This window comes from Metallosphaera yellowstonensis MK1, assembly GCF_000243315.1.
Taxonomy (GTDB): Archaea; Thermoproteota; Thermoprotei_A; order Sulfolobales; family Sulfolobaceae; genus Metallosphaera; species Metallosphaera yellowstonensis.
This window is the reverse complement of sequence record NZ_JH597770.1, coordinates 123,418-146,344: the sequence shown is the minus strand read 5'-3', so window position 1 is coordinate 146,344 and position 22,927 is coordinate 123,418. Positions and strand designations below refer to the sequence as shown.

Annotated in this window: 30 protein-coding genes; 18 read left to right on the top strand and 12 right to left on the bottom strand. The window is 48.0% G+C overall.

Features of this window, described 5'->3' with window-relative positions:
- Positions 1 to 32 precede the first annotated feature (32 nt).
- Entirely contained in the window at positions 33 to 236 is a 204-nt protein-coding gene (locus METMK1DRAFT_RS11445) for a hypothetical protein (RefSeq protein WP_009074310.1), read from the top strand.
- On the opposite strand, the gene METMK1DRAFT_RS11440 is transcribed toward METMK1DRAFT_RS11445, so the two are convergent.
- Positions 233 to 538, bottom strand: coding sequence for a hypothetical protein (locus METMK1DRAFT_RS11440; RefSeq protein WP_009074308.1), 306 nt, complete (start codon positions 536 to 538; stop codon positions 233 to 235). The two genes, METMK1DRAFT_RS11445 and METMK1DRAFT_RS11440, sit on opposite strands and share 4 nt — an antisense overlap.
- A gap of 37 nt (positions 539 to 575) precedes the next feature.
- On the opposite strand from METMK1DRAFT_RS11440, the gene METMK1DRAFT_RS11435 reads away from it, so the two are divergent.
- Together METMK1DRAFT_RS11435 and sfsA are read left to right on the top strand one after the other, a co-directional pair.
- The gene (locus tag METMK1DRAFT_RS11435; protein ID WP_155812435.1) at positions 576 to 1,847 is read left to right on the top strand and encodes a M20/M25/M40 family metallo-hydrolase; all 1,272 of its coding nucleotides are present in this window, start codon (positions 576 to 578) and stop codon (positions 1,845 to 1,847) included.
- Positions 1,848 to 2,014: 167 nt separating this feature from the next.
- On the top strand, positions 2,015 to 2,665 hold the full coding sequence (gene sfsA, locus METMK1DRAFT_RS11430; protein WP_009074304.1) for a DNA/RNA nuclease SfsA: 651 nt from the start codon (positions 2,015 to 2,017) through the stop codon (positions 2,663 to 2,665).
- On the opposite strand, the gene METMK1DRAFT_RS11425 is transcribed toward sfsA, so the two are convergent.
- Positions 2,645 to 3,016, bottom strand: coding sequence for a DUF123 domain-containing protein (locus tag METMK1DRAFT_RS11425; RefSeq protein WP_048087982.1), 372 nt, complete (start codon positions 3,014 to 3,016; stop codon positions 2,645 to 2,647). The two genes, sfsA and METMK1DRAFT_RS11425, sit on opposite strands and share 21 nt — an antisense overlap.
- A gap of 68 nt (positions 3,017 to 3,084) precedes the next feature.
- Between METMK1DRAFT_RS11425 and gcvH the strand changes: the two genes are divergently transcribed.
- Both gcvH and METMK1DRAFT_RS11415 read left to right on the top strand, forming a co-directional pair.
- Positions 3,085 to 3,531 carry a glycine cleavage system protein H gene (gene gcvH / locus METMK1DRAFT_RS11420; protein ID WP_009074300.1) on the top strand — a complete coding sequence of 149 codons (447 nt, stop codon included), beginning with the start codon at positions 3,085 to 3,087 and terminating at the stop codon, positions 3,529 to 3,531.
- Position 3,532: 1 nt separating this feature from the next.
- On the top strand, positions 3,533 to 4,627 hold the full coding sequence (locus METMK1DRAFT_RS11415; RefSeq protein ID WP_009074298.1) for a lipoate--protein ligase family protein: 1,095 nt from the start codon (positions 3,533 to 3,535) through the stop codon (positions 4,625 to 4,627).
- Here the strand turns inward: METMK1DRAFT_RS11415 and METMK1DRAFT_RS19575 are convergent, their stop codons facing one another.
- Positions 4,628 to 4,750, bottom strand: coding sequence for a hypothetical protein (locus tag METMK1DRAFT_RS19575; protein WP_281034119.1), 123 nt, complete (start codon positions 4,748 to 4,750; stop codon positions 4,628 to 4,630).
- Between the two features lie 76 nt (positions 4,751 to 4,826).
- Between METMK1DRAFT_RS19575 and METMK1DRAFT_RS11410 the strand changes: the two genes are divergently transcribed.
- The 4 genes from METMK1DRAFT_RS11410 to METMK1DRAFT_RS11395 all read left to right on the top strand — a co-directional run bounded on the left by METMK1DRAFT_RS11410 (position 4,827) and on the right by METMK1DRAFT_RS11395 (position 6,796).
- On the top strand, positions 4,827 to 5,273 hold the full coding sequence (locus tag METMK1DRAFT_RS11410) for a hypothetical protein (protein ID WP_009074296.1): 447 nt from the start codon (positions 4,827 to 4,829) through the stop codon (positions 5,271 to 5,273).
- A gap of 10 nt (positions 5,274 to 5,283) precedes the next feature.
- Positions 5,284 to 5,697 carry an OsmC family protein gene (locus METMK1DRAFT_RS11405; protein WP_009074294.1) on the top strand — a complete coding sequence of 138 codons (414 nt, stop codon included), beginning with the start codon at positions 5,284 to 5,286 and terminating at the stop codon, positions 5,695 to 5,697.
- Between the two features lie 31 nt (positions 5,698 to 5,728).
- The gene (locus METMK1DRAFT_RS11400; protein ID WP_048087981.1) at positions 5,729 to 6,061 is read left to right on the top strand and encodes a hypothetical protein; all 333 of its coding nucleotides are present in this window, start codon (positions 5,729 to 5,731) and stop codon (positions 6,059 to 6,061) included.
- Between the two features lie 63 nt (positions 6,062 to 6,124).
- Positions 6,125 to 6,796, top strand: coding sequence for a DsbA family oxidoreductase (locus METMK1DRAFT_RS11395; RefSeq protein WP_009074290.1), 672 nt, complete (start codon positions 6,125 to 6,127; stop codon positions 6,794 to 6,796).
- Here METMK1DRAFT_RS11395 and METMK1DRAFT_RS11390 read toward each other — a convergent pair.
- Together METMK1DRAFT_RS11390 and METMK1DRAFT_RS11385 are read right to left on the bottom strand one after the other, a co-directional pair.
- Positions 6,793 to 7,929 carry an LUD domain-containing protein gene (locus tag METMK1DRAFT_RS11390; RefSeq protein ID WP_155812434.1) on the bottom strand — a complete coding sequence of 379 codons (1,137 nt, stop codon included), beginning with the start codon at positions 7,927 to 7,929 and terminating at the stop codon, positions 6,793 to 6,795. The genes METMK1DRAFT_RS11395 and METMK1DRAFT_RS11390 overlap by 4 nt on opposite strands.
- Positions 7,923 to 8,789, bottom strand: coding sequence for a heterodisulfide reductase-related iron-sulfur binding cluster (locus tag METMK1DRAFT_RS11385; RefSeq protein ID WP_009074288.1), 867 nt, complete (start codon positions 8,787 to 8,789; stop codon positions 7,923 to 7,925). Before METMK1DRAFT_RS11385 ends, METMK1DRAFT_RS11390 begins: the two co-directional genes overlap by 7 nt.
- Positions 8,790 to 8,989: 200 nt before the next feature.
- Between METMK1DRAFT_RS11385 and acnA the strand changes: the two genes are divergently transcribed.
- Complete coding sequence (gene acnA, locus METMK1DRAFT_RS11380; protein ID WP_009074286.1) at positions 8,990 to 11,527, top strand: aconitate hydratase AcnA; 2,538 nt, start codon at positions 8,990 to 8,992, stop codon at positions 11,525 to 11,527.
- Positions 11,528 to 11,586: 59 nt separating this feature from the next.
- Here the strand turns inward: acnA and METMK1DRAFT_RS11375 are convergent, their stop codons facing one another.
- On the bottom strand, positions 11,587 to 11,778 hold the full coding sequence (locus METMK1DRAFT_RS11375; RefSeq protein WP_009071570.1) for a hypothetical protein: 192 nt from the start codon (positions 11,776 to 11,778) through the stop codon (positions 11,587 to 11,589).
- Between the two features lie 186 nt (positions 11,779 to 11,964).
- Complete coding sequence (locus tag METMK1DRAFT_RS11370; RefSeq protein ID WP_009074284.1) at positions 11,965 to 12,120, bottom strand: AbrB/MazE/SpoVT family DNA-binding domain-containing protein; 156 nt, start codon at positions 12,118 to 12,120, stop codon at positions 11,965 to 11,967.
- A gap of 140 nt (positions 12,121 to 12,260) precedes the next feature.
- Between METMK1DRAFT_RS11370 and trm10 the strand changes: the two genes are divergently transcribed.
- Complete coding sequence (gene trm10, locus METMK1DRAFT_RS11365) at positions 12,261 to 13,163, top strand: tRNA (adenine(9)-N1)-methyltransferase Trm10 (protein ID WP_009074281.1); 903 nt, start codon at positions 12,261 to 12,263, stop codon at positions 13,161 to 13,163.
- On the opposite strand, the gene METMK1DRAFT_RS11360 is transcribed toward trm10, so the two are convergent.
- The gene (locus METMK1DRAFT_RS11360) at positions 13,123 to 13,440 is read right to left on the bottom strand and encodes a hypothetical protein (protein WP_009074279.1); all 318 of its coding nucleotides are present in this window, start codon (positions 13,438 to 13,440) and stop codon (positions 13,123 to 13,125) included. The genes trm10 and METMK1DRAFT_RS11360 overlap by 41 nt on opposite strands.
- Positions 13,441 to 13,477: 37 nt before the next feature.
- Here METMK1DRAFT_RS11360 and METMK1DRAFT_RS11355 point away from each other — a divergent pair, with 37 nt between their 5' ends.
- Positions 13,478 to 14,200 (top strand): CoA-transferase subunit beta, encoded by a 723-nt coding sequence (locus METMK1DRAFT_RS11355; protein WP_009074277.1) that lies wholly within the window; start codon positions 13,478 to 13,480, stop codon positions 14,198 to 14,200.
- A gap of 1 nt (position 14,201) precedes the next feature.
- Here METMK1DRAFT_RS11355 and METMK1DRAFT_RS11350 read toward each other — a convergent pair whose 3' ends face one another.
- Positions 14,202 to 15,221: a pyridoxal-phosphate dependent enzyme gene (locus METMK1DRAFT_RS11350; protein ID WP_009074275.1), complete on the bottom strand. Its 1,020-nt coding sequence runs from the start codon at positions 15,219 to 15,221 to the stop codon at positions 14,202 to 14,204.
- Between the two features lie 26 nt (positions 15,222 to 15,247).
- Between METMK1DRAFT_RS11350 and METMK1DRAFT_RS11345 the strand changes: the two genes are divergently transcribed.
- From METMK1DRAFT_RS11345 to tpiA, 6 genes are read left to right on the top strand one after another with little or no spacing between them, the layout of a single operon-like run.
- Complete coding sequence (locus METMK1DRAFT_RS11345; protein ID WP_009074273.1) at positions 15,248 to 17,236, top strand: acetate--CoA ligase family protein; 1,989 nt, start codon at positions 15,248 to 15,250, stop codon at positions 17,234 to 17,236.
- A 31-nt stretch (positions 17,237 to 17,267) separates the two neighbouring features.
- The gene (locus tag METMK1DRAFT_RS11340) at positions 17,268 to 18,176 is read left to right on the top strand and encodes a hypothetical protein (protein WP_009074271.1); all 909 of its coding nucleotides are present in this window, start codon (positions 17,268 to 17,270) and stop codon (positions 18,174 to 18,176) included.
- Positions 18,177 to 18,224: 48 nt separating this feature from the next.
- Positions 18,225 to 18,602, top strand: coding sequence for a CBS domain-containing protein (locus METMK1DRAFT_RS11335; protein WP_009074269.1), 378 nt, complete (start codon positions 18,225 to 18,227; stop codon positions 18,600 to 18,602).
- A 51-nt stretch (positions 18,603 to 18,653) separates the two neighbouring features.
- The gene (locus METMK1DRAFT_RS11330) at positions 18,654 to 19,253 is read left to right on the top strand and encodes a methyltransferase domain-containing protein (RefSeq protein WP_009074267.1); all 600 of its coding nucleotides are present in this window, start codon (positions 18,654 to 18,656) and stop codon (positions 19,251 to 19,253) included.
- A gap of 56 nt (positions 19,254 to 19,309) precedes the next feature.
- Positions 19,310 to 20,053, top strand: a complete 744-nt coding sequence (locus tag METMK1DRAFT_RS11325; protein WP_009074265.1) for a CoA transferase subunit A — start codon at positions 19,310 to 19,312, stop codon at positions 20,051 to 20,053.
- A gap of 44 nt (positions 20,054 to 20,097) precedes the next feature.
- Positions 20,098 to 20,796: a triose-phosphate isomerase gene (gene tpiA / locus METMK1DRAFT_RS11320; protein WP_009074263.1), complete on the top strand. Its 699-nt coding sequence runs from the start codon at positions 20,098 to 20,100 to the stop codon at positions 20,794 to 20,796.
- Here tpiA and METMK1DRAFT_RS11315 read toward each other — a convergent pair.
- From METMK1DRAFT_RS11315 to purE, 3 genes are read right to left on the bottom strand one after another with little or no spacing between them, the layout of a single operon-like run.
- On the bottom strand, positions 20,783 to 21,124 hold the full coding sequence (locus METMK1DRAFT_RS11315; protein ID WP_009074261.1) for a winged helix-turn-helix domain-containing protein: 342 nt from the start codon (positions 21,122 to 21,124) through the stop codon (positions 20,783 to 20,785). The two genes, tpiA and METMK1DRAFT_RS11315, sit on opposite strands and share 14 nt — an antisense overlap.
- Positions 21,121 to 22,209, bottom strand: a complete 1,089-nt coding sequence (locus METMK1DRAFT_RS11310; RefSeq protein WP_048087980.1) for a 5-(carboxyamino)imidazole ribonucleotide synthase — start codon at positions 22,207 to 22,209, stop codon at positions 21,121 to 21,123. The genes METMK1DRAFT_RS11315 and METMK1DRAFT_RS11310 overlap by 4 nt, the downstream gene beginning before the upstream one ends.
- Positions 22,178 to 22,654: a 5-(carboxyamino)imidazole ribonucleotide mutase gene (purE, locus tag METMK1DRAFT_RS11305; protein ID WP_009074257.1), complete on the bottom strand. Its 477-nt coding sequence runs from the start codon at positions 22,652 to 22,654 to the stop codon at positions 22,178 to 22,180. Before purE ends, METMK1DRAFT_RS11310 begins: the two co-directional genes overlap by 32 nt.
- Positions 22,655 to 22,927: the final 273 nt, after the last annotated feature.

Here is a 22,927-nt window from a genome sequence, read left to right as displayed (position 1 = left end):
ACTTTTTAAACGTCTAAGTCACTAAATCTTTCATGCAGGATAGGTGGGACAGATTCATATGGCTTATTGTGATGTTGCCCCTCCTGGTCTTCTTCCTCATGACAGTGTTGATCTCCCTTTACCTCGAGCAGTTTACCCCTTGGAGAGGTGTAGTTCCAGTGATATTGGGTTTCGGGGTGTTCTTCCTAGTCCTTGGATATTTCCTGAGGTCTAGGTTTGGGAGGATGGCACTCTAGTCTTCCAGCCTGTCCAAGAGTGAGTCCACGAGGGTCTTTTCCCCATATATTATTAAGTCGTCAGTCTCCTTCTGGTAGTAACGGTTTACGGTCCTCACTATGTGATCTAAAGTTCCGGGAAACACATCCAGAACCTCCCCTCCTTGCAGCTTGTCGTCCTCGTAGACGGCCACAGCCATGTTTCTATAGACGTTTATTCTAAAGGCAGATACCACCTTACCGTCCTCGACTTTCTTATAAACATAGATCATCAGTATGGGTTCCGTCATGGAATGCCTCACGTATTCGGCGTATTTTATCATGGGTATATTTTAAGGAGGGTCTGAAAATAAAAAACCCGTGACCCAGCTTCAGGATTTAATGGAGTTCGTGAAGATCGACACTACTTCAGCGCATGGCCGAGGAGAGGAGGGGGCCAAGTTCATAAAGGATTACATGGAGGCTCACGGTATTCAGGCTCAGCTGATCAAGGATGCATCCACGAATCCCTATGTCTACGGTGAAATAGATGTGAGGGCTAAACGTACGCTCCTGGTCTACAACCATTATGATGTGCAACCGGCCGAGCCCTTAGAGAAGTGGAACACCGATCCTTTTAACCCGGTGGAAAGGGACGGTAGGATTTTCGGTCGTGGCGTCGGTGACGATAAGGGATCCCTCATGGCTAGACTTCAGGCAGTCGTGGAGATGGGAAAGCCGCCACTGAATGTGAAGTTCATCTATGAGGGGGAGGAAGAGATCGGAAGTCCAAATATGGACGCTTTTCTCCAGAGACACAAGGACTTGCTCAAGGCCGACTATGTTCTCTGGGAAGGTGCTGGGAGAGGATCGTCTGGCGCTCCAGAGATTGTGCTCGGAGTGAAGGGACTCCTATACGTGGAACTCTTGCTGAAGACTGAGAAGGATCTACACTCCATGTACGCTCCAGTAGCTAGGAATCCAGCGTGGGAGTTGGTCAGGACACTCAACTCACTCAAAAGTGAGGATGGGAAGATAAGGATACCTGGCTTCTACGATGATGTACGATGGTTAAGCGAAGAAGATGTCAAATACCTCAAGGGCGATCTAAAATCCATGGAGAGGGCCCTTGGGCAGAACCTAACACCTGACTTTCAGAGGAGGTTGGTTGAGGAGCCAACGTGCAACATCGCTGGTCTCTACTCAGGCTATATAGGTGAAGGGTCTAAGACGATAATCCCATCGATAGCCTTCGCGAAACTGGACTTCAGGTTAGTGCCGGACCAGGATCCAGAGAGGGTGCTGAGTTCCTTGCAGAGGTTCCTTGAAGGAAAGGGGGTCGAAATCAAGGTTTGGGGAAAGGTAAGACCTTACAGGACATCCATCAAAAGTGAAGTGGCCCAGGGCCTCATCGCCTCTGCCAGGGAGGTATACGGCATGGATCCTGAGGTACTTCCAAACAGTTACGGGACGGGGCCTATGGAATCCTTCGCCAGAATTCTTGGGAATAACCAGATCGCCGACGGAGTGGGGGTGGAGCACCCTGGCTCTAACATACATTCCTTCAACGAAAACATCTTCGTGCAGGACTACCTTAAGGCTAAGGAGTGGATGAAGGCCTTCTTAAAGCATCTAGCTTCACGATCAGCCTAATCTTCTCTTCATCGTTCATGACTCGGCAAAATCATCATCTTGAAGTTCTCTTTACGAGTAGTTATTTCACGGGGATATAATATTAACACTCTAAATTATTATCTCTTGGTAGCCGGACATCAAGTGTCCTTCAGCTAACTTAAGACCCAGTTTCGCAGAAGTCCTGTGTGAGACCTGTACTAAAGATAGAGGGAGAGGTGTGGGAGGAGAGAGTAGCTGGAAGACCCAATAGGTTCGTGGTGTTGACCGAGGGGGGTAGGCCTTGTCACCTCCACGATCCCGGACGGTTGAAGGAATTGATCTATCCAGGCAACAGGATCCTTGTCAGGGAATCCGTGGGGAAGAAGACTGATTGCTCAGTTTTGGCCGCTTGGAACGGATTATGGGTGGTTGTGGACAGTAGATTTCATAACCCAATCGCCAGGACTTTTCTACCTGACAACGTAGAGGCAGAGGTCAGGATAGGTAAGAGTAGAATAGACTTCAGGGTTAAGGATATCTACGTGGAGGTCAAGGGCTGTTCCCTAGTCAGAGATGGAGTAGCCCTCTTCCCTGACGCACCGACTACCAGAGGGGAGAAACATCTCAGGGAATTGATAGAGGTGATGAGGGAAGGGTTTAGGGCACTACTCATGGTTTTAGTCATGCGACCTGACGCGAAATGTTTCTTACCCAACGAGGTAACAGATCCCAAGTTCTCTAGGACATTCTGGAAGGCCCTAGACGCTGGTATGAAACTTAGGGTAATGACCTTCAGCTTGATTGGAAAAGAGATCTTTTACGTCCAGGACATAGGTTTATGCCAAGAGGTGAGATAGAGCCTCAACTAGTCCCATTTGAAAGAGGTGACCAGCGTGATCAGGATAGTCAGATGATCCGAATTTGCTTAAAGCCCTCTCTGTAGGTAGCTTTCCCACGAGTTCTTGCTCAGTTAAGGGAAGCACTAGGGCAGAGACTGGAGTGCATAATTCTTTCAAGTGGTCGACATGCCACCTCTTCCTTTTAACCTGTGGTGCAAGGTGTCTACTCAATCTACCTGTACAAGACTTCTCACAGGAGCCCACGTAAAGGTAGGAACCCTCCTCTATTTTCCACTCTCTCTTCCCTGCTCTGACTATTCCGCTCTCGCACTCGTATTCCACGACGTATCCTTTCCTGAGAGTATTCATTGATTTCATCTAATCTATAGGAAAGATTTTTAGTATAGTTTATTCTCAATATCGAGTTAAGTGATAACATGGTAGTCGAGTCGAATTGTGAGATACCCGAGAACCTTCTCTACTATATAGAGGGCAAAAACACGGTGTGGGCTAAACAGGAGGGTCCTGACACCATAGTTGTTGGTATAACGGATCTGGCCCAGACCATGGCTGGCAAGGTAGTGAAGGTTAGGATAAAGAAGAAGGGGACGAAGGTAGAGAAGGGGAAGCCTGTGGCGACCATGGAGAGCGGCAAGTGGGCCGGTCCGGTGCCGGCACCAGCTTCGGGGGAGATAATAGACGTCAACGGAGAAGTGGAGAAGAGTCCCGTCTTGGTGAACAGGGATCCATACGGTAACGGTTGGCTAGTGAGGATGAAAGTTTCCAATCCTGAGGAGTTGAAACAGCTTCATACTGGAGCTCAGGCAGTACAGAAGCTAAAGGAGCTAATTGCGGCTGAGAAGATCTCCTGCAAGAGGCTCTGAGATGTCCTGGAGGTTCGTCTCTCTTCCGCCTCAAGACGGCTATCATATGGTCACATCTTTTGTCAGTGTGGCCGATTATGTCTCAAGGGGCGGAAGGAATACACTACTGGTTTTTTCTGTTAAGGAACCATTTGTGAACGTGGGAGTCCATCAGGAGGTCTGGCTAGAAGTAGATTTAGACTATACTTCAAAGGCAGGAATCCCTGTGGTGAGGAGGGACCTGGGTGGAGGAACGGTAGTTATCACACGGGGAGAACACGATTACTTCGTTGTGGTCAATCAAGATGAAGCGCCCTCAGACCCCAAGGCACTTTACGCAAAGTACCTCAGTCCAGTAGTTGAGGTACTGAGAGATTACGGTCTCAACGCTCAGTTGAAGGATCAGGACATAGTGGTGAACGGGAAGAAAATAAGCGGCAACGGGGCCATGACCCACGGGAAGGCTGTAGTGTTAGCAGGAAACATCCTGATGAAGCTGGATGTAGATCTCATGAGTAAGTGTATCAGGGTTCCCACCGAGAAGTTCAGGGATAAGATGGCTAAGGACATGTCCGAGTGGCTCACGTCTCTAGAGCGAGAGTTAGGATACGTACCCCCCAGGGAGGAGTTAGATAAGAAACTCAAGGCTAGTTTTGAACGAAACCTGGGAATCAAATTTGAGGACTCGTCCCTAACCTCTGAGGAGATAGAGGAGTGGGAGCGTCTAGCAAGGGAGAAGATGGAGGAAGAATGGATTTACTACAAGGACAGGAGACATCCTGAACTAAGGACGGAAAGATGCGTCAAGATATCCTCATCTGTGGCCATATGTCACGTGGACTATAAGGCCAGAAAGCTCCTGAGGATAACAGCGAAATTCCTGGGAGGAAAGCTGGCCGAGGTCTCGATTTCTGGGGACTTCTTCGTGATGTCCCCTAAAGGTTTCATAGAGCTGTTGGAGGAGAGACTGACCAACCTGAGTCCAGAGGATATACCCAAGGAGATCGATAGGGTCTTTGAGGAGAAGAAACCGACAATCTTCGGGTTCACTGCGGACGATCTGAAAAAAGCTTTCTTGGAGATCGTGAATAAGCCAGAAGTACGAGAAGTGATCTAGTCAGGGCTTCGTTATCTTAACGGTCTTGCACTGAGATATGCATTCACTGATATCTGTGTACCTCCACTCCGACTTAGGCTTGAAGCACTCCTCCAGACAAGGATCTTCCACTACTGCCTGCATTTTTTCACCGTTTACTATTTTTAGGTAATAGGAAAAAACCTTTACGGGGGCATTAATCAAATAAGTGTGTGGTAAGTTGATAGAGAAGGTAGGCAATTTAGAACTTGAAGTAGAAGCCATCGTGGAATTGGAGGGGGACGATTACAAGGTAGTTAACGTCCCTACACCGGATGAATTCACGGGATTTCCTCCATCGTGGGAATTCGTGAAGTCAAATATGCTCACCTGGAGGCCTTACTTCAAGGCTAAGATGGTGGACTTCAACGGTCAACTCATTCCTGCAGTTGGACAATATCTCCTAAACATGGACGAGGAGATGTACAAGTTCCTCATGGACATATACACGATCTTCAAGGTAAATAGACCTTCAATTGAGACCAACATAAGCGTGGTCATCACCAAGCAGATAGACGACCTCGAGAGGGAGAGGGGTTTTCCATTCACTGGGGAGGAGAGGACTAGACTTCACATAAGGTATGCCATTGAGGCTGCCATCTTAAGAGACGTAGGAGTCATAAACTGAAGGTGAGCCCATGATAACTTTCACTGTTGAGGGGAGGTTGAATCAAGACGAGGTAGTCACTGAAGTTAAGGGGATGGAGTACAGAATAGGTCTCTTGGGTTCGGACCTTCCTACCCCTGAGGAGATGTTGCTAGCATCAGCGCTCTCCTGTATGATCCTGACAATCTATTACATCTCGAAGGAGATGAAGATAGACCTCAAGGGAGTCGAGGGTTACATAGAAGGAACTCTGGATCCAAAGGGATTTCAAGGGGATCCCAACATACCCCCCGGAATACTTGAGGTAAGGTATGATTTGACCGTATTCTCTAACGACGAGAGGATACATGATGTAATGCAGCTCTCCATGAGGAGGTGCCCATTGAAGGACACCCTCACTAGGAACGTTAAAGTTGACGTGACCTGGAATGTAAGAAAGGCTTAAAAACTATTAATTAAAGTTTTTTTGAGATATAATGAGCGAACATCTGATGAAACCCGCAGAGAGGGAGTTGGAAGAGGCGAGAGGCTATCTCTTCGACTTATTAGATCAGCTCAACGAGCTCATGGTTAGAGAGGAGGCTCTTCTGTCATCTAAGGGAATTCTCCCTAGACTCTCTTTAATAGTCTCTTTAGTGACAATGCACAGGTACCAGATGGATCTGGTAGCCAAGAATTACTGGCCTCAGTTGGATGTGTTGATATCACAGCTGTCTCAAATTCCAGAACTAAAGGACAAGCTTAGAGAGATACTTGCAGACGCAGAGGCCATAAGAGCTCTCATAGGAGTCTCCAAGCGAGTCAGTTGATTTTTTCTATATTAAGTAACGATTAATTTAAAAAGGTTTGAAGGGAAAGAGGTGAGAAGTTCCTTGATTCAGATAACTTTCTTTCACGACGTGCTATGCCCTTTTTGCTATGTGACCAACAAGAGACTTAGGAAGGTTCTCCAAGGCAGAGACGACGTTAGGGTGAAACACAAGGCGTTCATGATAATCTCCTCCTTAGATGATCTCTTGGCAGCAGCTCCTACAGAGGAGGATGCCAGGGAACTCTTCAGGAGCGAATTTTCTATACTCACAAGGTACTTCCCAGACTACAATCCAGACAAGGTGCTATCGAAGGGAAAGATCGGTCACGTGTGGTCCATGCCCCCTCTCATGGCCTGCAAAGCGGCGGAATTTCAAAGGGGGGATGAAGGACATTGGGATTACTTCACGTTAGCTCAGGAAAAGTTCTTTATGGAGGGGGAGAACATCAACGACGATAAAGTGCTGATATCTATTGCAGAGGAAGTGGGACTAGACGTCGAGAGGTTCAAAAAAGACTTCAAATCTAAGGAGGCTAAGCTGGGAGTCATACAGGACGAAGAGGAGGCAAAGGCCATGGGGATAAGAGGGGTTCCTGCTCTTCTCATCAATGACAAATGGTTAATACGCGGAGTGCAGAGCGAGGAGTTCTTGAAACAGGCCATAGAGGAGGTAGCTAAATACGGCGAGCCCAGGAAGGTAGAACTGAAGGCCTACTGGGAACACACTAGCTAACTCCTTTTAAAATACACGTGCTTTATCTTCTCAAGTACCCTTGGAATGTTTATCTTCATGGGGCACACCTCCTTGCACCCACCTGAATGAGTACATAACGTTGCAGGCTTAGGATCCTTATGAGTCACGTAAGACCACATGGCCCCCATGGGGCCCGTGAAGGGTGGAATTCCCCATCTACCGCCCATGACCCTATAAACTGGACAATGGAGGTGACATCTCCCACACCTTATGCAGAGTAAGGCTTCCATTAAGTCTGGGTTCTTAGAGGCGTCTAACCTACCGTTATCCAATAGAATTAGGTGAAACTCCTTGGGTCCATGAGCTGGACTTACCCTCTTCATCTCAATGTCCCCCGTGGAGCTAGGACCTGAGGTGAGGTTGATGTAGGTGGGTGGGTAAAGTCCAGCGTAGGCTGCTTGAACTAAGGCCTCTATCATCGCATGATAGAGTGTGGGCACTATCTTCTCGAAACCTGCCACTGCTATGTGAATTGGAGGAGATACTGTTGTGAACCTTATGTTTCCCTCGTTCTCTACGAGGATTATCGAACCAGTGTCCGCTGCTACTGCGTTTGCTCCAGTTATCCCTATGTCGGCTTTGAGGAACTTCTCCCTGAGGAACTCCCTGACCTTGTTGACTATCTCCTCATGGGTTGCACCTTTTCTCAGGTCACCCAGCTTGTCCCTCACCAGGTGTTCCGCTCTCTCCTTTGACATGTGAACAGCAGGTGCTATAATGTGAGACGGTGGTTCGTTGGCAAGCTGGATTAGGAACTCGCCTAAGTCAGTCTCCCACACCTCGTTGTTCCTCTCCTTCAGAAAGTCTCTCAGGCCCATCTCATATGCGACCATGGATTTACCGAAGATCACGGTCTTCCCCGTTCCCACGATCTTTCCTACCACATCTCTGGCCTCATCGACGGTGTTGACCACGTGAGGTATTCCCCCTATCCTCTTGACTGATTCCACAGTCATCTCAACGTACTTTTCCATGTTTCTGATTACCTCCATCTTAGCTTCCCTGAGTTGTCTGGCCAAGTCCAGAACGTAGGGGAAGTTTTCTAAGTTCTTGTATACCCTAGGCAGGTTGTTCTGGACTGCTCTACTTATGGCAACGTCCCAGCTCATAATATCACCTCAGCCACGTCCTTAACTTCACCCTTGAAGTGAGGCGAGAGGGTTACATAACAGATGGGACATACTACAAGAAGTTTGTCAGAGAGCCTGTTAAGCTCTGAAGCTCTCCTCTTAGCTATCTCTTCGCTAAGCTTTGGATCCACTCCTCCGATAGGTCCACCGCAACAGGTTGACGTCTCCCTCCCAGTTACGAAGAAGTCTTCTTTCAGGCTTATCCCGGAGTTCAGAATTAGAGACCTATACTTTTCCCTCAGGTTCAAGAACCTGGAGTAAAGGCATGAGTCGTGGATGGTGAACCCTCCCTCAACTTTCTTTGACGGATCTATTACCTCTAAATAACTCACCACCTCTACGTCAAATTTCACGAACTCTTCATACCTCTTCAGTGCGTTATGTGTGTGGGGATCCACTGTGATTACCCTCGTTATCCCTCTCTCCTTTAGCATCTCTGATACCTTCCGCGCATGTTCAGCGAATTCGTCCAGCATACCCATCTCCAGCAGCACCGCACCGCTATACGGCTCCTCCTCGTAGAGATAGGCCAGGTCTACTCCCTTCCTCTTTATGGCTTTTACAATATTGTTCAATATCCTGTATGCCCTCTCAAGTTCCTCCTTGGGGGGCTTGACCATCTTCGCAAGTGAGGCCACACCCCTCAGGATTCCAGTGTAGGGACCGAACTTGGAGAGGATTGGGACCACAGGTTCGATCTGGTACATGCACGAAGTGAATATGATGGTACTTCCATTCCTGGGGAGTTCGTTGGTCCAGGAAGAGCAAACTTTCTTGTCAACAGGAAAGGGCATCCCGTACCGGCTCAGACTTTCAAGGAGAAGACTCCTCAGGCCCTCCATGCGTAATAGAGGACAAGGACAATAATAAACTATGATATGAGTAGTAGAAGAACAGCTTTCCTGGCCAGTTTAACGCTGTTAGGCTCGATCTTCTTCAACACATTTCTTTCTGGGGCTTACTTAAAGATCGCTCATCTGAAAAACTTTCCACAGTTCAAAACCAGCGAATCTCTTTTTACCTCTACGTGTGAAGTTTAAGCATGAAAATCGAGAAATCTAGGATCGGAGACGCATATTATTATCCCCTTTCTAAGCTCTCGGAATTAGGTTTCAACATAGACGAACTCCCTTACTCTATCAAGGTCTTGGTCGAGAACACACTGAGAAATATGGATGGGGACAAAATAACGGAGGATGACCTGGAGGCGATAGCTGGTTGGAAGACAGGGAAGGATTTTGCATTCATGCCGACTAGGGTCGTGATGCAAGATTACACTGGAGTCCCCCTATTAGTCGACCTAGCTGCAATGAGATCTGAGCTTCAACGCTTAGGGTTAGATCCGACGAGGGTTAATCCCAGGATTCCATCAGACCTAGTCATAGATCACTCAATCCAGGTGGATTACTTCGGTACTGGGTACTCCCTGGCAATGAACATGAGGACTGAGTTCGAAAGGAACCAGGAGAGGTATAAATTTCTCAAGTGGGCACAAGGTGCCTTCACTAATCTCAGAATAGTTCCACCAGGAAACGGTATAATACATCAGGTCAATTTGGAGTTCTTGAGTAAGGTAATAGATGTCAGGGAGCACGGCGGCGTCCTCACGGCCTTTCCCGAGGTTGTCATAGGCACTGACTCCCACACTACGATGGTAGACGGTTTAGGGGTCCTAGCTTGGGGAGTGGGAGGCTTAGAAGCGGAGTCTGTGATGCTAGGTGAACCGTATTACATGAGCGTCCCTGAGGTAGTGGGGGTCAAGCTTAAGGGAGAGGTTCGAGATGGCGTTACTCCAACAGATGTAGTGCTCTATTTAACCGAACTTCTGAGGAAAAAGGGAGTAGTTGGAAAGTTTGTTGAGTTCTTCGGTCCCTCTCTCTCACTACTCTCAGTTCCGGACAGAGCTACAATCGCCAATATGGCTCCAGAGTACGGAGCCACTGTGGGTTACTTCCCCATTGACGAGGTAACCCTCTCTTATTTGAGGGCCACAGATAGGGACGCTGAATTCGTGAGGGAATACTCTAAGGCGCAAGGCCTGATGTACGGAAGAGAGCCCAGATATTCTGAGGTAGTGGAGGTGGACTTGGGCCACGTGGAACCTGCCCTTGCTGGACCTAGGAACCCAGACGAAAGGGTTCCCCTGAGGAAAATGGCCGAATTGAAAGTAGGAAACAAGGTGGGGAAGAAGGTCAAGGACGGAAGCGTTGTAATAGCATCCATCACTAGCTGTACTAATACCTCCAATCCCACAGTCATGCTCGGAGCAGGAATACTGGCCAGAAAGGCTGTGAGTCTGGGACTTAGGGTGCCAGACTTCGTCAAGACTAGCACGGCTCCAGGTTCACCCATAGTCGTGAAGTACCTCGAGGAGGCTGGTCTCCTTCCATACCTTGAGGCGTTGAGGTTCCATATTGTGGGCTTCGGCTGTACCACCTGTATAGGTAATTCTGGTCCTCTCCCCAAGGAAGTGGAAGACGACCTCAGGCAAGGGATAGAGGCCTATGCAGTGATCAGCGGAAACAGGAACTTCGAAGGAAGGATATACCCTCTCCTCAAGGGAACCTACTTGGCCTCTCCCATCCTTGTTGTTGCCTACGCTTTGGCTGGAAGGATCAACATTAACTTTGAGACTGAACCCATAGGGATAGATCCTAACGGCAGGCCGGTATTCCTTAAGGATGTATGGCCCTCCCTCAAGGAGATATCGAAGTATATGGAGATTGCCCTCAATCCCCAGTTCTTCAGGGAACAGAAGAGCAAAATATTCGAGGGAGACGAGAATTGGAAAAAACTCCCTGTATCTCAGGGAGTGACATTCTCTTGGGATCCCTCCTCCACGTACATAGTGGAGCCTCCGTGGTTTAGGGGGGAATCAAAACCCTTCCAGGAGATCAGGGATGCGAGGATCCTAATGATCTTAGGCGATAAGATAACTACGGATCATATATCTCCAGCGGGCCCCATAGCCCCAGACTCTGACGCAGGGAGGTACCTTAAGGAAAGGGGAGCAAAGGAGCTCAACACTTTCGGGGCCAGGAGAGGTAATCATGAGGTCATGCTCAGGGGAGGCTTCTCCAACCCCAAGGTGAAGAACCTCATGGTACAGAGGGAGGGAGGATTTACGATCCACTATCCTGACGGGAAGATTGACACCATATTTAACGTAGCCGCTATGTATAAGAAAGAGGGCGTGCCCTTGGTGATATTTGCAGGAAAGCAATACGGTACTGGGAGCTCAAGGGACTGGGCAGCCAAGGTTACATCTCTCTTGGGGATAAGGGTAGTTGTAGCCGAGAGCTTCGAAAGGATACACAGGAGTAACTTAGTTGCCATGGGTGTTCTCCCTGTGGAGGCGAACTGGAGCGGGGCGAACTTAAGGGGTGATGAGCTGGTAGACGTTATCTTGAGCGACTTAAAGCCTAGAGCCGAGGTTACTGTGAGGATTAAAGGAGGAAAGGGAGAACGAGAGATAAGGGGAATAGCAAGGGTAGAGACTAAGGCAGAAGTGGAATATTTAAGACACGGTGGCATTCTGAATTACGTCTTCACAAAGATTAAGAGCAACTCCTTTGTATAATTTTTTTTAAAGATAGTTCATTTTTGAAAGTGTCGCAAGAGTAGGACAAGTTCACGTGTTTACCCGTGGCGTAACTTTTCCTTACTTTTAATTACTTCTAATTCCACCACGGGCACCCCTCTTAAGGGATCATACACGGTCACCCTTAACTCATTGGGGCTAGTCGAGGGAAACACCGCTACCCTCCCATCCACACTTTTATCACTCCCCAAACCTCGTGAGCAGTGCCCGTCATCAGTTAGGGGGATCATCAATAAAAACTACTTCGGTGATACTATATAAACACAACTTGTCAAGACGATATTTAGATGATTAAAAATAACTAGTAGTTACGTAGAAGCGTTACAGTCTTAAGCCAGGAATAATCTAGGGAATCAAGCCCCATTAGTCCAAATGAAGCCTGCTTCGAATAGGAAATCTTTGAAAAAGGGGAAAAATCACTGTTTCATAGGTAAAATCTTCACTGCGTTCTCGTTTTCGTCGTAAATTACCCTCACTAGATCCCCTTCTTTGATCTGGAACTTCTGCCTTATCCTGGCAGGTATGGTCACCTGATAGTTCCTACTTACCTTTACTATATCTTCAACAGCCATTTTTATCCATAACCATTACTTACTATATACTTTTAATATTTTCCATATACTTTGAGGCGGAAGGGATGAGCTAGAGTGCTAACCTTTAATAGAACGTTTCCCTTCATTCAGGTTGAGGGGGGTAAAGGATAGAATTAACATTGGCGAAGGAGCTCGCAAAGGCCCTATTAGATATGGATGTGGACACCATATACGCCAAGGGAATAGAGAGACCTTTCCTTCAAAGGATAGCCCTAAAGTTCCTCCTATATGGCTGGGGGTTAGAGAGGGGAGTGTACAGGGGCTCGACTCTTGGCGAAGAGCTCGGAGTCAAGATAATTTCGGGTAGAGGCCAAGAATTGGCTACACATAGGTTGAGTCCAGGAGGAAGTAAGGTCATCTTCAGCTATCCGGAGTACCCTCTCTTCATCGTAGATCTAACCATGTGGGACAGGCACTCAGATAAGGAAAAAAGAAAACTCGTCAATCAGTTGGGCAGTGTCATATCCCTCCTGAGGGACCACCTTTGGGATTACAATCTTTCACTCAATCACGCTAATGATGAGTTTAGGAGGACGTTCAGCACTATTTTCTTCAATAAGGTTAGGTTCGACGTGGAGCCCTCCAAGAACTCGATTGTGTTGGATCCTTACGGTGACGTGGAGGCCAATGAGGAAATGCTACGGAGCGTGGACTGTTTCATCATAGGAGGAATAGTTGATGACTCTGGATGGAGGTACGCCACAAAGGAGTTGTCCGAGAGGGTCGGCTACTCCTTCAAGAGAGTCAGGATAACGCTCAGAGGTTCAAGGGTCGGTGTACCCGACAGACTGAACAAGGTGATCTCAATAATTCTTCGCGTAAGGGAGGGCCAGAGCCTTGAGGAGGCCATATTAGCTGAACAGTCCAATGCCGACAAATTCCTGAGGCTCCTGAGAGATACCACGTTAAATGGTGACCTTGAAGGCAACGCTAACTGGCTCAGGGCAAGTGAGAAAGTTAAGGAGAGAGTGAAGAAAATAGTCAGTCGAACTCGGCCTGGATCTTCTTCCTCCCCTCAATGAGATGCCTTGGGAAAGGAGGTCTCTGTACTTCCTCTATGAGTATTCCCTTCTTTTTGAGTTCACTTACGGCCCTTGTCAAGTCTTCAACATGGGTAGCGTATTTAACCGCGTCCCTTATTGCCGTTAAGGAGGGATCACTCGTCTTCAACCTCTCAGCACTCACCGATTCCCATCTATTATTGTTGTTGTAGATGAAAACGACGTCTTGGAAGTAACTTGGAACCACATGTTCCACCCCAGCTATGTAGTAATCCCTGTATTTGTACACGTATGCCATAAGCGTATTTAATTCCCCAGAGTTAAGAATCTTTCACATGAGAGTCGATTACGTTGTAAGGGCCATAGCTGAACTACTGAATGATGGAGAGCTTGTTTACGTGGGGCTGAACTCAGGCCCTGCCATACTTGGGGCCTTCATGGCCAGGGATTTAATGAAGAAGGACATTGATATAGTGGGGGTAGCGGAAGCCTTCAACCCTAAATCTATAACCCTTTCGCCTTCAACTGGAGATCCGTTCTTTTTGGAGGGATCACCGGTCATGATAACGGTGGACTCATTCGATTTGGCCCAGAAGGGTGAACTTGATGTGATGTTTTTAGGCCCAGCTCAAATAGACGAGGAGACAAACGTTAACTTGACCGCCATAGGAGATTACGAGAGACCCAAGGTCAAGTTACCTGGAGGTGCAGCGACGGCGTACTTGATGCCCTTAGTTAAGAAGATGATCTTATGGAACCTCAAACACTCCAAGAGGAGTTTTGTAAAGAGAGTGGACTTCGTGACTGGATCCGCCAGGCTGTCTCGAAACTCAGTTTACGTCGTCTCGGATATGGCAGTCATGAGATACGACAGGAGCGAAAGGAGGTGGAAAGTGATAGGACTCTATCCGTGGTCCACCCTTGATGAAGTTAAGGAGAGGACCGAATTCGGAGTCGAGGAGGAAAACCCTAGAGTAATCTCCATAACTGAGGAGGAAAAGAGATTTATAGAGAAATTAGATCCCTATGAGTTAAGGTCTGCACTCGAGCTCCCTTGAGTCAATTCAGAGTCTTTAGTCCGCTCCCAGTGAGGACAACTACTGGCATCTCACTGCCCCTTTTCTTCAAACCTGCTAGTGCTACCGCAGAACTGTACTCGGCCAAAATTCCCTTGGAAGCCAAATACTTCCAAGACTTCATAATCTCCTCTTCGGTTACAGTGACACAATCTCCGTGCCTTCTCAAAACGTCCACCATCTCCTTGAGTAGGAAGGGATTTGTGGAGACTAAAGCGTCAGCCAAAGAGTTCACTGCCCTAGGGGGAACGTACTTCGTCCCCTTGAGGGATGAGCATACTGGGTTAACCTGCTCTGTTTGCACAGCAACTAGAGTTGGCATCTCCTGGATCACTCCATCCTTCAACATGTGCTGAAATCCCTCGAAGACTCCGAGAAGTAACGTTCCTGCGGAGGTGGGCAGGAACACCTCCTTGGGTGTCTTCCACGAGAGGTCCCTCACGATCTCGTAGGCGAGACTTCTTATCCCGTCTCTGAACTCGGGCTGGAGTACGTGGGAGGCGTAATATAGTCCAGAGTTTTCCGCGGCTCTAGACACGTCGTCCCTGGTTCCCTCTATTTTCACTACCTCTGCACCGTATGCCTCTATTTGTTTTACCTTAGTACCTCTGGCGGTAGAGGGTACAAATATCCTCACCTTCATCCCAGCCGCAGCACCATAAGCTGAAATTGAGGCCCCTGCGTTCCCTGACGAATCTTCCGAGATCCCCTTTACTTCCATCTCTCTCAGCCACGATATCAAGGCAAAGGATCCCCTATCCTTATAGGATCCAGTGGGATTGAGGAAGTCCAACTTATACCTGATCCCCTCCAATTCTATCATTGGCGTATTTCCTTCTCCGAGGCTTATGGGCTTAGTTAAATACGGGAAGTTTTCCTTCAATTCCCTGCGAAACGGAAAGTCTACCTGTACCTTGTAAGGCCCCCCGCACCTACTACACCGGGCTTCAATTCCCTCCCTCTCCTTTCCACACCTCATGCACCTAACGGTATGTAAACCCATATATTCTAGGGAATCTTCTAAGGTATATGAGTTTAGAACCACTGTTTAAACCGAGATCTATAGCAATAGTTGGAGCTTCGAGAAATAGAGAAAAGGTCGGGAACGTAATCTTCAGGAACGTCACCTCCTCCTTCAGAGGAAAGGTATATCCCGTGAACGACAAGGCGGAAACAATTGAGGGGGTAAAGGCCTATAGGTCTCTCAGGGAAATCCAAGATCAGCCCGATCTAGCCATAATAGCAGTCCCGAGAGACTTCGTCCTAAACGTCCTCGAGGATGCTGGGGCATCAGGTGTAAAGGGAGCGATAGTCATAACCTCCGGATTCAGAGAAGTGGGAGGAGAGGGAGTAAGGCTTGAAGCTCAGTTGGTGTCTAAGGCTAAATCCCTAGGGATCAGGTTCCTGGGACCCAACACCATGGGACTCCTAACGCCAGACTACAACGGGACATTTGCGTTCGCTGACGTGAGGAGGGGAGACATAGCGTTAGTCGTACAGAGCGGAGGAATAGGGGCGTATATGCTCAACTGGGCCCAGAGGTCCAGGATTGGGATCAGCTATCTTGTCAGTCTAGGGAATCAGGCCGACGTAAAGGAGTATGAGATCATAGAGTATCTCTCGAGAGATCCAGAAACGAGGGCAATCTTCGTATATATAGAGGGAGTATCGGACGGTAAGAGTTTCCTGGAGGTTCTTCCAGAGGCCACATCTAGGAAACCAGTGGTCTTCATAAAGGGAGGGGCTACGTCCCAGAGTGCGGAGGCGGTCATGACACACACTGGTAGTCTGGCAGGGTCATACGACGTGTTTAAGACAGCCATCAGGACTGTGGGAGGCATGTTCGTCGAGAACCTCAAGGATTTTCTTAACCTCTCCAAGCTGATATCCTCGTCTGAACCAATTAGGGAAGAGGTCCTAATAATTACTAACTCTGGGGGTCACGGAGTTCTTACACTAGATGCCATAGTGAGGGCTGGTCTCTCCCAAATACAGATACCTGAGAGATTGAAAGTCCAGCTCTCCAAAATCTTACCTCCAACTAGTCTCCCCAAGAACCCCCTAGATCTATCTGGTGATGCTGGAAGGGAGAGATATCTTAACGCGCTCAAGGTAGTGGGGGACCTGGACTGCACTAAGCTAGTCGTAGTCGAGTCATTGCCTTTCCTAAGTTGTACAGAGGTAGCAAAGGCAATGTTGAGCTTCAAAGGGAAGGGAATAGTTGGAGTGCTCATGGGGTACGATGAGGATTCAGCGTCGAGAATATTGGAATCCGCTTCAATCCCAGCCTTCAACTTCCCAGAGGAGGCAGTTAGTGCCATCAAACACTTAGTGAGCAGACCAACGCCTAGGAGGAAGATAAGGGTCTCTCAACCTATCTCATCTGCCATGGAGATCGTGAAGGGAAAGAAGGTACTCAGCGACATAGATTCCCTCAAACTCATGGAACTCTATGGGATCAGAACCCCTAGGTGGGGAGTGGCACAAGATCAGGAGGATGCTCAGAGGATAGCGGATTCAATAGGTTATCCCGTAGTGATGAAGATCTCCACAGATGAGCCTGTACATAAGACCGAGTTAAAGGGAGTCTTCATGAACGTGGAGGCAAATCAAGTCAGAGAGGTTTACTCTCAGTTATCTAAGTTGAGCGGGAGGGTGATGATTCAGGAACAACTCTCGGGTCTCGAAGTGTTCGTAGGAGGGATTTTGGATCCCCTATTTGGACACACCGTACTCACGGGGCCAGGAGGTATATACGTCGAGGTGTTAAGAAACGTGAGTTATGGACTCTCTCCAGTGTACGAAGACGAAGCCTTTCAGATGTTGAAGGAGAGCAAACTTCATGACATGTTAACGGTCAGGAAGAGGGGCTACGATGAGGGTTCTCTTGTTAGAACCATCTCTACAGTATCGAGGCTGATAGTCGATCTCAACGTGGCTCAGTTGGATATAAACCCCCTCATAGTCAACGAGAGAGGTTCCTTCGCAGTGGATGTGCGCGTGGTCTTAAATAGATAATTTTTTAAACTTTAGGGTAACCCTAATTCCTATGAACTTCATTGATTATCTGTTAAACCCACCGTCTAATCTAACCCTAGCCGAGATACTTTTGGTGTCCTTCCTACTCGGTGTCATGCACGGAGCTACTCCAGACGAACACACGTGGCCCATCACTTTCAGCTACGCTGTGGGAAAGTACAGTACAAGGGGCGGAATGAAGGCCGGTTTTCTGTTCTCTCTGGGGTTCACCGCTCAAAGAGCTCTGTTAACCACCCTAGGATTCTTGGGATTAGCAGCAATATATAGCAAGTATAACCTTGATGGCCCAGTGTATATAGTGGTGGGAATAGTGATGGCCATAGCAGGTTCTTACATACTCAAGGGTAAGTACATACATCTACCCATAGATAAACTCCTGGGAAGCGAACATCATGACCCCTTAGCTGAGAGGAGGGAGCTCAGAGATCCCCCCATCAGGATGACGGTGATTCACGGCTTAATAGCCGGATTCGGCTTCGGTGCCTACGCCTCCATAATAACGTTCGTGTTGGCTCCTAGAGTACCGGGACTGATCTATGCTCCGTTGCCTGGAGCTATGTTCGGCTTAGGGACTATGACCATGCAGGTAATATTCGGGGCTCTGTTCGCCAACCTGATGCGTTTGAAGAAGTTGACAGAAGAAGACATAAGATACCTGGGCAGCAAAACCGCAGGAAGAGTTCTGTACTATGGAGGGATGATCTTCTCCTTAGTTGGTGCCTTTATACTGTTATTCCCAAGCGTAGATAACTGGGCAATATCCACGGGGCTTCAGGTCCCTAACTTAAACGCGGTTGATGTGGGTTTCCTGTTGGTAGTGTCTGTGGTTGGAATCCTGGGAGTAGGGAGCATGGTCATGAGTTACAGGGAGCTCATGGATGTGAAAAAGGAAGAAAGGAAGAGAGCGGCCGTGGAGTAGAAGTTACTCGATAAGTTTATTTCCTTTAACGGCAATTACGTTTTGACTATGAAGAGAGTTAAGGATATAATGAGTTCTCCCGTGCTTCAGGTGGAGGCCAACACAACCCTTCAAGAGACATGTAGACTCATGTTGGAGAAGGGAGTGGGAAGTGTGGTCGTGACTGACAACGGAACTCCTCGAGGAATATTCACTGACAGAGACGCAGTGAAAGCTATAGCTAGCGGAGCTTCTCCAATGGACGAAATAAGGGTAGTAGCAACGATGGGCGAGCTGGAGACCATAAACGAGGAGGCTGATATAAAACTCGCCGCAAAGGTCATGTCGGAGAGGAAGATAAGGCATCTCCCTGTGGTTAACGGAGAGGGGGAAATAGTAGGGATGGTGACAGTCACCGATTTATCCATGGAGATAAAAGATCTTTGATGTAATCTGTTTAAGCGAAAATATTTATGTAAGGATACTTTACTTGCGTAGATGAAGCTAGCCTTTCTCCATGACGATAAGGACGAACTCTCTCCACTCTGGAGAGCCTTATCCCTTCTGGCGGTGGACGGAAAAGAGGAGAGAGTAGGCCTCGAGTACGGCAGAGCTTCTTCCTTACTGGAAGCGGATGCCATAATAGGTAGAGACTTCCTGAGGGGAGAGATCTCAGTCTTGAGCCTCATATACCCCTTCGTAATCGATGGAGAGAAGATTGGTCTTGGAGACGAATTGATAAACGAGTTCTCCCTTCCGCCTCTGAAAGGCAGAATATTGGGGATCGGGCTTTGTATGCCGTGGTTCGCTACATGCATCTCCAGTTATGGAGGAGATAACGTAAGTGCTATTCATCCCCTACCTTTCAGGGACTCCTCGTTCGATGGAGTCGTAATTTATGAGCTTTTTGATCACGATTTCACTAGAGAGGCCCATAGAATCATAAAGAAGGGAGGAAAACTTCTACTAATCTTTAGGGATCAACTCTACGGAGGGGTCTCCCCAGTCATTGCCCTGAAATTTGTGGTTAAATTCTCGGTAACTTCTGTGACCTTTATGGATAAGCATTGGATCATTGAGGCCACTAGGGTAAAGTGAGGAAAAGTTTATGAGCGCAAAGTTACACTAAAAGAGTTAAGTTGCGAGAGAAATTAATGCCATTGGAGGAGGCATTAACTCTAGTACACGATGAAGATCTCATAACTGTGAGTGGGATCTCCATCCACAGGAATCCAATGTCTTTCGTGAAGGCTCTCCCCAAGTCTGGGGTGAAGAACTTGAGCTTTATCGACAGGGAACCGGGGATAGCACTGGAATATCTCCTTAGGGAAAATTTGGTAAAGAGCGTGAGGGTAGCTATGGCCACTCTGGAGTGGTTCGGAATGCTCCCTGCTTTCAGGAGCAAGGTTGAGAACGGGGAAGTGGAATTCCTTGAAGATGTCTGTGGGGCCTTCATAGCTGGGATAAGGGCTGGAGCGGCTGGGGTTCCCTTCATGCCAGTTAGGGGAATTTTAGGCAGCGACCTCGTAAGACTACATGAGAGGAAAGGTACGTGGAAAATAGGGAGGGATCCTTTCTCAGGAGAGGAAATATTGTTCGTCAAGGCTATAGTACCCGACGTTGCAATACTACACGTAAACAGGGCCGACAGGTACGGTAATTCCGAGATCGTGGGCCCCCTTTACGAGGACGAGTTCAAAGGAAAGGCGGCTAAGATGGTTATAGTCACGACGGAGGAGATAGTAGACCCTGAATATTTCTTTGGCAGGAGACCTACCCTTAATGCGGTTTATGTGGATGCTGTGGTGAGTGCACCTAGAGGGGCAGAACCAACTAGCATGTTTCCCTTATACGATGCGGACTACGAAGGCATACTTAAGTTAATAGGCCAGGGTTAGTTCTCACGTTCAAGCTTTTTATCCGCCCCTTTACCCTTCTAGTCATGAAGTTTCCCATATTAATCATCAATTTCAAGGCATATGAGAACTCGTACGGTGAGAAGGCCCTTCAACTATCAAAAAGCATCGACAAGGTGGCAAGGGAAAGCGGTATTGAAATCGTTGTGGCTGTTCCCTCGACCATGATCCACAGGATATCCAAAGAGGTGAGCATTCCAGTTTTCGCTCAACACGTTGATGCTGTTCCAGAGGGGGCTCACACTGGAGCAGTGACCCCGGAGATGATTAAGGAGGCAGGGGCTGCAGGTACTTTGGTGAATCACAGCGAGAGAAGGGTAAGGGCTGACGAGATAGATGACGTCATAAAGAGGTCCAGAAGACTTGGGTTGGAAACCATAGTTTGCGTAGACAGGTATGAACTAGTAGTACCTATTGGTCTGCTCGGACCTGATGCGATACTGGTGGAACCCCCAGAGTTGATAGGTACTGGTGTGTCAGTATCTAGGGCAAGACCAGAGGTGATAACCAATGCCGTGGAGATGGTACAGAAGGTTAAGGGTCTAAAGTTAATAGTAGGAGCAGGGATCTCGACGGGGGACGACGTTTATACGTCCATAAAGCTGGGAGCTCACGGTATAGGTGTGGCCAGTGCAGTCATGAAGTCCAAAGATCCTTCTAAAGTAGTGAGGGAGTTCGTAGAAGGGGCCAAGAGAGCCGTGTCTGAGAGGATCACTGGGACTTGAGTTCCTCCTCAAGCAGTCTAGAATATTTATCTAGAATCCTTCTGACCTCCTCTTGTGCCTGCTCGTAGAGTCTCACTATCTTAAGTAGTTTGGGATCTATCTCCGTTCCTCCAGCGTTTTTCCCACCCTTCCTCATCTCTATTCCCCCCAATTCCAAACTTATCCTCCTCACGTATTGCCAGGCGAACTTGTAGGAAACGTTCATCTGTTCAGACGCCTTAGCTATGGAACCAGAGTCTAATATGGCCCTCACCAGTTGTACTCCTCCCTTCCCTAGTACTGGCTTCCCTTCCTTGTCCTCGATCCATATCTTAAAGTTGAACTTCATAGGTCCAAACCATTGGGATAAGTTAGTTTCATGACATTTTCAATTTTTGCTCTAACGTCCTCCAGATCCTTACCCACCACGTTGACGTGCCCTACCTTTCTTCTTCTCCTAACCTCCTTTCCGTACCAGTACACCGACCCATACCTCAGTACATCCATCGGTGGGTAATGCACTCCAAGGAGGTTCACCATCCCTGAAGGGCTGAGAAGCCTTGTCTCCCCTAACTCCATTCCTGTTATGGCCCTCAAGTGGTGTTCAAACTGGGAGATCTCTGCACCATCTAAAGTGTAGTGACCAGTATTATGAACTCGAGGAGCGTACTCGTTAATCATCACTTTGCCTCTTCTGATGAAGAACTCGATTCCCATCACTCCCACGTAGTTCAGCTTCTCTGTCAGCTTCTCGGCCAGTCGTATCATCTCAGGGTTACCGTAAGGTCCGTAGTTGTAGACCAAAATTCCCTTCTCGTTGTAATTGAAGGTAGGTGGATATGCACGGAACTCGTTTCCGCTCCTGACTGCTATTATAGACGCTTCGAAGTCGTAGTTCACCAGTTCTTCAACCACGAATAGACCCCTCTCTTCCCTGAGGAATTGGTACCTATCAGGGTCTCCCCTTATGAAGTACTGGCCCCTTCCGTCGTACCCCCCCTCAGACTTCTTGACGACTCCTACATTATTGAACTCGTCCCTTAACACCCGAAGCGCCTCGTCTCCTCCTTCCACAGTGACGAACCTGGGGACAGGAAAGCCCTCCCTCTTGAGGAACTCCTTTTCTAAGTGCCTGGCCCTCTTGAGAACCACCGAGTTGAGTCTAGGGAGGAGTTTTCCTAGGTCTTCAGCAAGTTGAAGGGGTGCCTCGTCCACATGTTCGAACTCGAACGTTACTATGTCGCATTCCTCAATTACCTTTTCGTAGCTTTCCTTAAAGCATAAATCTGCAATCCTGCACGCTGGCTCTCCCTTTTCGGCATACACTAGGAAGGTTATGGGAAACTTCCTACCCTCCAGTATCATCATCCAGCCAAGTTGTCCTCCACCTAGGATGCATACCTTATAACCTGAGTTCGGTTGAAAGTACCTCACTCCTGACCTCCTCCATGAAGTTCCTCAACTTTTCCCTCAACTCTGGATGTTTTAGCGAGAGTATTCTCAGTGCAAGTAGAGCGGCATTCTTAGCTCCTCCTATTGCCACCGTGGCGACTGGCACGCCATAGGGCATTTGCACAATTGAAAGGAGCGAGTCCAACCCGTTCAGGTTTTTAGAAGGAATAGGTACTCCAATAACAGGAAGTGTGGTCAATGAGGCCACCATACCAGGCAAATGAGCAGCTCCCCCAGCCCCAGCTATTATAACCTCTATTCCTCTCCCCTCAGCCTCCTTGGCATATTTCACCATGAACTCTGGTGTTCTGTGTGCGGAGACGACCTTAGCCTCGAACTCCACCCCAAACCGTTGAAGAGTCTCTGCAGCTTCCTTCATGACCTCCCAGTCGTTCTTACTACCCATTATGATTGCCACAAGGACCATGGATCTACTTTAAAGAAGGGGTTAAAGGGGTTTATCTTCGTGGATGCTTTGTGTAACACCTCAATTTTTACCAGGGACAATGCGAAACATACTTTTAAACTGACATTAGATTTTGAATCTAAGAGAACTCACTGGGCTTAACCTGGGCTCAACGCCTAAGAAAATTGAACGGTCCCCACAAAGCACTTCGTGGGCTATGAAGGGTGAAATATCATTTTGTTGGGGGTTGGGCTTCAAAGGATTTCATCTTTTGACACCTGAGACCCCGTCCGT